Source organism: Mucilaginibacter sp. P4_G9 (genome assembly GCF_056400985.1).
The window spans coordinates 1-6,484 of sequence record NZ_JBFUKF010000283.1; the positions used below are offsets into that span (position 1 = coordinate 1).

Genomic DNA, 6,484 nt, shown 5'->3' on the forward strand with positions numbered 1-6,484 from the left:
GCCGTTGCCCTGGCAGCCCACTTACTTGGTTATCAAAAAAACGTACGGAATTAATGCAAGTGTCCGGTTATTGATTACTAAGCGAACACCTGTTTGATGCAGATGAATACTACCCGTCAAAAAAAATAAAAAAAAATCTGACAATAAAAACCGCTTAAAAACAGCTACTTATGCGTTATTACAAAAAAACGCCGGAGATTTAATACCTTTTTTTGAGCGTCGTAAAAAATTTGGCACAGGATTGGAATAAAGCCTATCAAACGTATCTGTTATGAAAAATACCAAGAAACCGGTTAAGGAAGCAGAGAAGGAGTGGGAAAATCCGGTAGAGCCAACAAAAACAACAGACCCACGCGATGAGGAACAACTTTTAAGGCAATACAACGAAGCAAAACGTCGGAAAGAAAACCTTACCGAAAACCAGGAAAACGAAAAGAAAGACTAAACACAAGAAATTAAACGTAAAAAAACTAAACTATGAAAAACCCCAGAAAACCTTCAACCAACAAATTAGTAACACGTTTTGACAACGAATTAAAAATGATACTGGTGAATGATTTAAAAGCTGCTAAAGCAAAAGCATCACGGCTTTTACCAAGCGCGGCTTAATAAAACCAAACATACTTACCTACGAAACATCTACCTATGAAAGCTTATAAAATTGCACCATCAATGAGTAAATTAATTAACAGATTTGACGATGAATTATTAAACATTTTATTGGAAGATTTGAGAAACTTCAAATTGAAAAATCAATTTGTTAAAAACAACACGCAGGTTGCTACGCAACAAACAAGCAAGGCTGCCTGATCATCATATATACCCTACATCTATCTATCCGAAGTACTACACATCTATGAAAACGATAAAACCCTGCCAAAAACAGGGTTTTATTTTTTTAAAGCATATTTGATGATAAGGCCTGCGGTTTTAGCCGATGCCCCCGGCTGCCCCATCCTTCCATCAAGCTCATCATAGTTGCCCAGCATGTTTGCACGGTAAGCATCATCGTTTATGATGGCGTTAAGTTCGGCGGCTATTTTCAGTTCGTTGCAATCCTCCTGTATAAGCTCTTTTACAATGCCCTTATCAACAATAAGGTTAACCAAGGATATAAATTTGATTTTAACCAACAAGCGGGCTATAGCTATGGTTAGGGGATTCCCTTTATAAACTACTACCTGCGGCACATTAAACAAAGCGGTTTCCAACGTAGCCGTGCCCGATGCTACAACAGCGGCATAGGCATGGGTTAATAAATCATAAGTAGCATTAAATATTACGGGAATGTTTTTGCCGCTTAAAAACCTGCTGTAAAAATCCGGCTTAAAAGATGGCGCTCCGGCTATAACAAACTGATGATCAGGAAACTGTTCTGTTACCACTATCATTTCGGGCAGCAAGTAGCTTATCTCCTGCTTACGGCTGCCGGGTAACAGGGCGATGATCTTTTTATTGGTTAAATGATGTTTCCGTAAAAAACCAGGTTCGGGTTTAAATGCAGTTTTAGCATCCAGCAGCGGGTTGCCTACATAGTCAACAACCATTCCCCAGGTTTTGTAAAACTCAACCTCAAAAGGCAGGATACAAAACAAGTGATCAACTATCTTTTTGATTTTTAAAACCCGTTTCTGATTCCAGGCCCATACTTTGGGCGAGATGTAATAGTAAACGGTTAATCCAGCAGATTTTGCAAACTCCGCTATCTTTAAATTAAAACCGGGGAAATCTATCAGCACCAAAACATCGGGTTGATACGCAACAATATCCTGTTTACAGGTCTTCATGTTTTTCAGGATGGTGCGCAGATTTACTGCTACCTCCACAAAACCCATAAAAGCCATATCGGCATAATGCTTTACCAATGTACCACCCTCGGCCTGCATCAGGTCGCCACCAAAAAAACGGAATTCAGCCGTTGGGTCGAGCTCTTTTAAGGCCTTCATCAAATTTGCCCCATGCAAATCGCCCGAAGCTTCGCCGGCTACCAGGTAATACTTCATCTGATGGGTTGTAATTTAAGTAAAAACACAGCCGCCATAAATACAAAGGTAACCAGTATGATACCTGCTCCGGTTTTATCATGCCCCTGCTTAAAACAATACCTGATGATAAACAAATTAAAAGCAATAGCCACCAGGTATGGCACACCCGGCTTGTTGAATATTAAAAAGCTACCTTTTAGTAAGTACAAAAAAACGAACAGACTAATGCCTGGCAGTATTAAACCGCCAATTATCCCTGCCGCTATACTATTGTTTTTTAGCATGTTTTAACACGGTAATTTATACATTAAACTGCCAGTTATTTAAAAACGGGATAGCGTGATGCGCCGTCATATCAAACTGTATAGGTACTACCGATACATAATTATGGTCTAAAGCCCAAACATCGGTATCTTCGCCGCCATCATTCAACTGAAAAACGCCGGTAAGCCAGTAATATGGCCGCTTATGCGGATCAACCCTTTCGTCAAACTCCTCGGCCCATTTGGCATTGGCCTGGCGGCAGATCCTGATGCCTTTGATATCAGGTGTATTAGGAAAATTCACATTCAGTAAAGTATTTGCCGGTAAGCCATTCGCTAAAACCTGCATGGCAAGCTCCTTTACAAATTTAACGCAATGACTAAAATCTGCATCAAGATTATAATCATCCAAAGAAAAACCTATTGAAGGGATGCTCTCAATAGCGCCCTCAACGGCAGCCGACATCGTGCCCGAATACAATACGTTAATGGAATTATTTAAGCCATGATTAATACCTGACACGCACAAATCGGGCTTTTGACCTTTAAATATCTTGTTCACGGCCAGCTTCACACAATCAACCGGCGTGCCCGAGCAGCGGTACATTTCAATACCTTCGTAAATATCAACCTTATCTAAACGCAGTGGTTTCCCTATGGTAATGGCATGCCCCATTCCCGATTGCGGACTATCTGGCGCAACCACCACTACCCTGCCAATGCCGCTCATCGCTTCAATCAAAACTTTAATACCCGGCGCGGTTATGCCATCGTCATTTACTACAAGAATATTGGGTTTGGTGATTTTCATTGTGCGAAATTAGTTATATTTGATTTATGCTGACTGCTGATAGGAAAAGAAATACACCATCGATGATTATTTGCTGTTGGAAGAAGGTGCCCCTTTTCAGTTGATAAACTATGATTTAATTACGTCGCCACCGCCCTCCACCGGTGGCGTTAAAGAATATATTATTATCGACCCGGTACAGGAAAATGCAGATTTATATGCCCTAAAAGATGGAGCCTATTATCTACACCAAAAAGCCCAAAAAACCGAAATGCTAAATTCCTTATTACTGCCAGGATTTGGCCTTGAGCTTTCAAAGATTTTCAAATGAAAAGGCCCCGTTACAGGAGCCTTTTCTAAATCTTATAAACTGTTAATCCACTTCACTAATTCATCTCGGGTTTTACCCGTTTTTTTCTGAAGTTTCCCTAATGTTTCCTCGTCTTTACCTTCTTCATAAGTAAGGTCGTCATCGGTAAGGTCGCCGTAAGCTTGTTTAATCTTCCCCTTTAGTTCGTTCCAGCTGCCTTTTATTTGTAACTTATCCATAATGCTTTTTTATTTAGATGTATTGTCATAACATTCGGAAAACGATATGGTTTGGGGGAAAGAGTCAAGAGATTAGAGTCAGGACTTGTGAATTGGAACTGAACAATAAATAGAATCCATTCCTGATTCTTTCAGTCTTTAACAAACTGCTTCAATACCTTGCGCTCAAAATTATTGGAGGACCAAAGTTCTATTTTGTAGTGATCGGTGCCTTCATCTGCTTCAGAATTAATATTTTTGAGATCATAGGAGTAAACCCTTATACGATAATATCCAGGCGTTACTATAGCTTTCAACTGGATTTTATGATCCGGAAAATCCAGCACCTCCAATATCCCGGAACTGATCCTGATACCGGCCTCAACTACGTGATCATACTTTTTAAAATCTTTTTCCCGGCTTGCTGCGTCCAGCACAGCCAGTTCGGCCTTTACATGACCAAAACTTTCTATACCAATACCCACAATATCTTTATCTTTTGATGTTGCCAACCTATCAGCATAGGCAGCAGAGGTCCAAAAGCTGGTGTCACCGGTTTCGCCTGTAAAGGCAGAATCACAGAGGTAAAACTGGTTTTCCGAAGTAAAAAAATCGAGTTTATATCTTGCAGACGGGCGATCTTTAAAAGAAAAAAGGAAGCTGGAGCAAAGAACAAGGACGAAAGATACAGAGAGAAAAGGCAAGGAGCCTGTCTTTACTATATCCTTACTCCTCATTTCCTGTATCTGTTTTATTATCCAATAATTGATCTTTGCTCCTTTATCCAAATATCTTTATTCTTACAAAGCTCCTGCCTTTATCTCTTCAACAACAGCCGGATCAAGCAGGGTGCTGGTATCGCCAAGGTTACCTGTTTCACCTTCGGCTATCTTGCGTAAAATTCGGCGCATGATCTTGCCCGACCGTGTTTTTGGCAGCCCGCTTACAAACTGAATTTTATCTGGTTTGGCAATGGCGCCTATTATCCTGGCAACTGTCATAACTATATCCTTCCTGGTAAGCTCCGCATCACCATGCTGATTTGGGCATACCACAAAGGCATATACACCCTGTCCTTTTATATCATGCGGGTAACCTACAACCGCCGATTCAACTACACTGCTGTGCATGTTAATTGCATTTTCCACCTCGGCTGTTCCAATACGGTGACCGGATACGTTCAGCACATCATCAACACGACCTGTTATGCGGTAATAACCATCTTCATCTCGCAGACAACCATCACCGGTGAAATATAAGTTTTCGTAAGTGGCAAAGTAAGTGGTGCGGCAGCGTTCATGATCACCATAAGTGGTACGCAACATACCCGGCCATGGGAACTTGATGCATAGGTTGCCACTTACACCATTACCCTCTATTATCTTCCCATTTTCATCAACCAATACAGGTTGTACGCCCGGTAAAGGCAAAGTTGCATAGCCCGGTTTGGTTGGCGTAACATTACAAATAGGCGATATCATTAATCCTCCATTTTCTGTTTGCCACCAGGTATCGGCAATAGGGCATTTGCCATGGCCTATTTTTTCATCGTACCAATGCCAGGCTTCTTCATTAATAGGCTCCCCTACCGAACCCAGTTTGGTAAGCGAACTCAGGTCTTTCCCTTTTAATGGCTCGTCGCCAAAACTCATCAACGAGCGAATAGCTGTTGGCGCAGTATATAATATATTTACTTTATACTTATCTACAATATCCCAAAACCTGCCGGCATCCGGATAGGTAGGCACCCCTTCAAACATTAAAGTTGTTGCTCCCTGCGATAGCGGACCGTATACAATGTAAGAATGCCCCGTAATCCAGCCGATATCGGCAGTACAAAAATATACTTCGCCCTGGTTGTACTGGAACACGTTAGCAAAAGTATAGCCTGTGTAAACCATATAGCCACCGGTAGTATGCACCACCCCTTTAGGTTTACCTGTTGAACCTGATGTATACAGAATGAACAACATATCCTCGGCATCCATTTGTTCTGCAGGACATTCGGGGTTACCTTGTGTTTCTACCTTTTTAACTTCATCTTCCCAYCAAACATCGCGTCCCTTTATCATAGAAACCGGTGTACGGCTGCGGGTTAAAACAATTACACGCTTAACAGATTTACACTGTACCAGTGCGTCATCAATTACCGATTTTAAAGGAATAGGTTTATTAGCCCTAAAGCCCCCATCGGCAGTTATTACAACATTACATTCGGCATCATTTATTCTATCGGCAATGGATTGTGCCGAAAAACCGCCAAATACAACCGAATGAATTGCCCCAATACGGGCACAGGCCAAAACGGCGATGGCCAGCTCGGGTATCATGGGCATGTAGATACAGATGCGATCGCCTTTTTTTGCACCGTTATTTTTTAACACATTGGCAAACTGGCAAACCTTATCATGCAGCTGGCGGTATGTTAATATGCGGTGATCTTCCTGCGGATCATTTGGTTCCCATATAATAGCAGGTTTATCGCCGATGGTTGCCAGGTGACGATCAAGGCAATTTTCCGTAATATTGAGTTTAGCCCCCTGAAACCATTTAATCTTCGGCTCTTTAAAGTTCCAGTCGAGTACTTTGTCCCACTTTTTTTGCCACAAAAAATTTTCGGCAATATTGGCCCAGAACTCTTCAGGCTGCTCAACACTTTGCTGATAAACCTTTTTATATTCGTCAAACGATGTAATCTTCATAGCATTCATAATGGTGGGCGTAAATTAGTAATTTCTGTGTYATGTACATATTAAAAAACATTACTTATTAAATATTTTTAATAAGTGGCGGCATTTAGAAAGCAGGCTAAAAATAGGCCGCTGATCGTTTTTATAAATAATTTGATAATTTTTAAAAACACTGTTGAATAATTGATTTAAAAGTCTGATATTTGCAAACTCTTTTGAATAAAGGGT

10 protein-coding genes are annotated in these 6,484 nt (G+C 40.9%); 4 read left to right on the forward strand and 6 right to left on the reverse strand.

The annotated features are described in order from the left end of the window. Positions 1-271 precede the first annotated feature (271 nt). From AC1DPZ_RS19555 to AC1DPZ_RS19565, 3 genes are read left to right on the forward strand one after another with little or no spacing between them, the layout of a single operon-like run. Complete coding sequence (locus tag AC1DPZ_RS19555; protein WP_477406517.1) at positions 272-445, forward strand: hypothetical protein; 174 nt, start codon at positions 272-274, stop codon at positions 443-445. Between the two features lie 32 nt (positions 446-477). Next, a complete protein-coding gene (locus tag AC1DPZ_RS19560; protein WP_477406519.1) occupies positions 478-609 on the forward strand; it encodes a hypothetical protein in 132 nt (43 codons plus the stop codon). A gap of 36 nt (positions 610-645) precedes the next feature. After that, the gene (locus AC1DPZ_RS19565) at positions 646-810 is read left to right on the forward strand and encodes a hypothetical protein (RefSeq protein WP_477406521.1); all 165 of its coding nucleotides are present in this window, start codon (positions 646-648) and stop codon (positions 808-810) included. 80 nt (positions 811-890) lie between these two features. Here the strand turns inward: AC1DPZ_RS19565 and lpxB are convergent, their stop codons facing one another. Genes lpxB through surE form a run of 3 tightly spaced genes read right to left on the reverse strand, consistent with a single transcriptional unit; the run spans position 891 to position 3,059 of the window. Further along, positions 891-2,003 carry a lipid-A-disaccharide synthase gene (gene lpxB, locus AC1DPZ_RS19570; RefSeq protein WP_477406523.1) on the reverse strand — a complete coding sequence of 371 codons (1,113 nt, stop codon included), beginning with the start codon at positions 2,001-2,003 and terminating at the stop codon, positions 891-893. Then, a complete protein-coding gene (locus AC1DPZ_RS19575) occupies positions 2,000-2,269 on the reverse strand; it encodes a hypothetical protein (RefSeq protein WP_477406525.1) in 270 nt (89 codons plus the stop codon). The genes lpxB and AC1DPZ_RS19575 overlap by 4 nt, the downstream gene beginning before the upstream one ends. 16 nt (positions 2,270-2,285) lie before the next feature. Beyond that, the gene (gene surE / locus AC1DPZ_RS19580) at positions 2,286-3,059 is read right to left on the reverse strand and encodes a 5'/3'-nucleotidase SurE (RefSeq protein WP_477406527.1); all 774 of its coding nucleotides are present in this window, start codon (positions 3,057-3,059) and stop codon (positions 2,286-2,288) included. Between the two features lie 76 nt (positions 3,060-3,135). On the opposite strand from surE, the gene AC1DPZ_RS19585 reads away from it, so the two are divergent. Continuing rightward, on the forward strand, positions 3,136-3,369 hold the full coding sequence (locus AC1DPZ_RS19585; RefSeq protein WP_477406529.1) for a hypothetical protein: 234 nt from the start codon (positions 3,136-3,138) through the stop codon (positions 3,367-3,369). 32 nt (positions 3,370-3,401) lie between these two features. Here the strand turns inward: AC1DPZ_RS19585 and AC1DPZ_RS19590 are convergent, their stop codons facing one another. The 3 genes from AC1DPZ_RS19590 to acs form a co-directional block, all read right to left on the reverse strand. Continuing rightward, complete coding sequence (locus AC1DPZ_RS19590) at positions 3,402-3,587, reverse strand: CsbD family protein (protein ID WP_477406531.1); 186 nt, start codon at positions 3,585-3,587, stop codon at positions 3,402-3,404. A gap of 131 nt (positions 3,588-3,718) precedes the next feature. Beyond that, complete coding sequence (locus tag AC1DPZ_RS19595; protein WP_477406533.1) at positions 3,719-4,354, reverse strand: hypothetical protein; 636 nt, start codon at positions 4,352-4,354, stop codon at positions 3,719-3,721. Positions 4,355-4,366: 12 nt separating this feature from the next. Then, a complete protein-coding gene (gene acs / locus AC1DPZ_RS19600) occupies positions 4,367-6,268 on the reverse strand; it encodes an acetate--CoA ligase (protein WP_477406535.1) in 1,902 nt (633 codons plus the stop codon). Between the last annotated feature and the right edge of the window lie 216 nt (positions 6,269-6,484).

Excerpts from the sequence above, each read along its gene's own strand:
- AC1DPZ_RS19555 (WP_477406517.1), top strand. The coding sequence starts at position 272 with ATGAAAAATACCAAGAAACCGGTTAAGGAAGCAGAGAAGGAGTGGGAA.
- AC1DPZ_RS19560 (WP_477406519.1), top strand. The coding sequence starts at position 478 with ATGAAAAACCCCAGAAAACCTTCAACCAACAAATTAGTAACACGTTTT.
- AC1DPZ_RS19565 (WP_477406521.1), top strand. The coding sequence starts at position 646 with ATGAAAGCTTATAAAATTGCACCATCAATGAGTAAATTAATTAACAGA.
- lpxB (WP_477406523.1), bottom strand. The coding sequence starts at position 2,003 with ATGAAGTATTACCTGGTAGCCGGCGAAGCTTCGGGCGATTTGCATGGG.
- AC1DPZ_RS19575 (WP_477406525.1), bottom strand. The coding sequence starts at position 2,269 with ATGCTAAAAAACAATAGTATAGCGGCAGGGATAATTGGCGGTTTAATA.
- surE (WP_477406527.1), bottom strand. The coding sequence starts at position 3,059 with ATGAAAATCACCAAACCCAATATTCTTGTAGTAAATGACGATGGCATA.
- AC1DPZ_RS19590 (WP_477406531.1), bottom strand. The coding sequence starts at position 3,587 with ATGGATAAGTTACAAATAAAAGGCAGCTGGAACGAACTAAAGGGGAAG.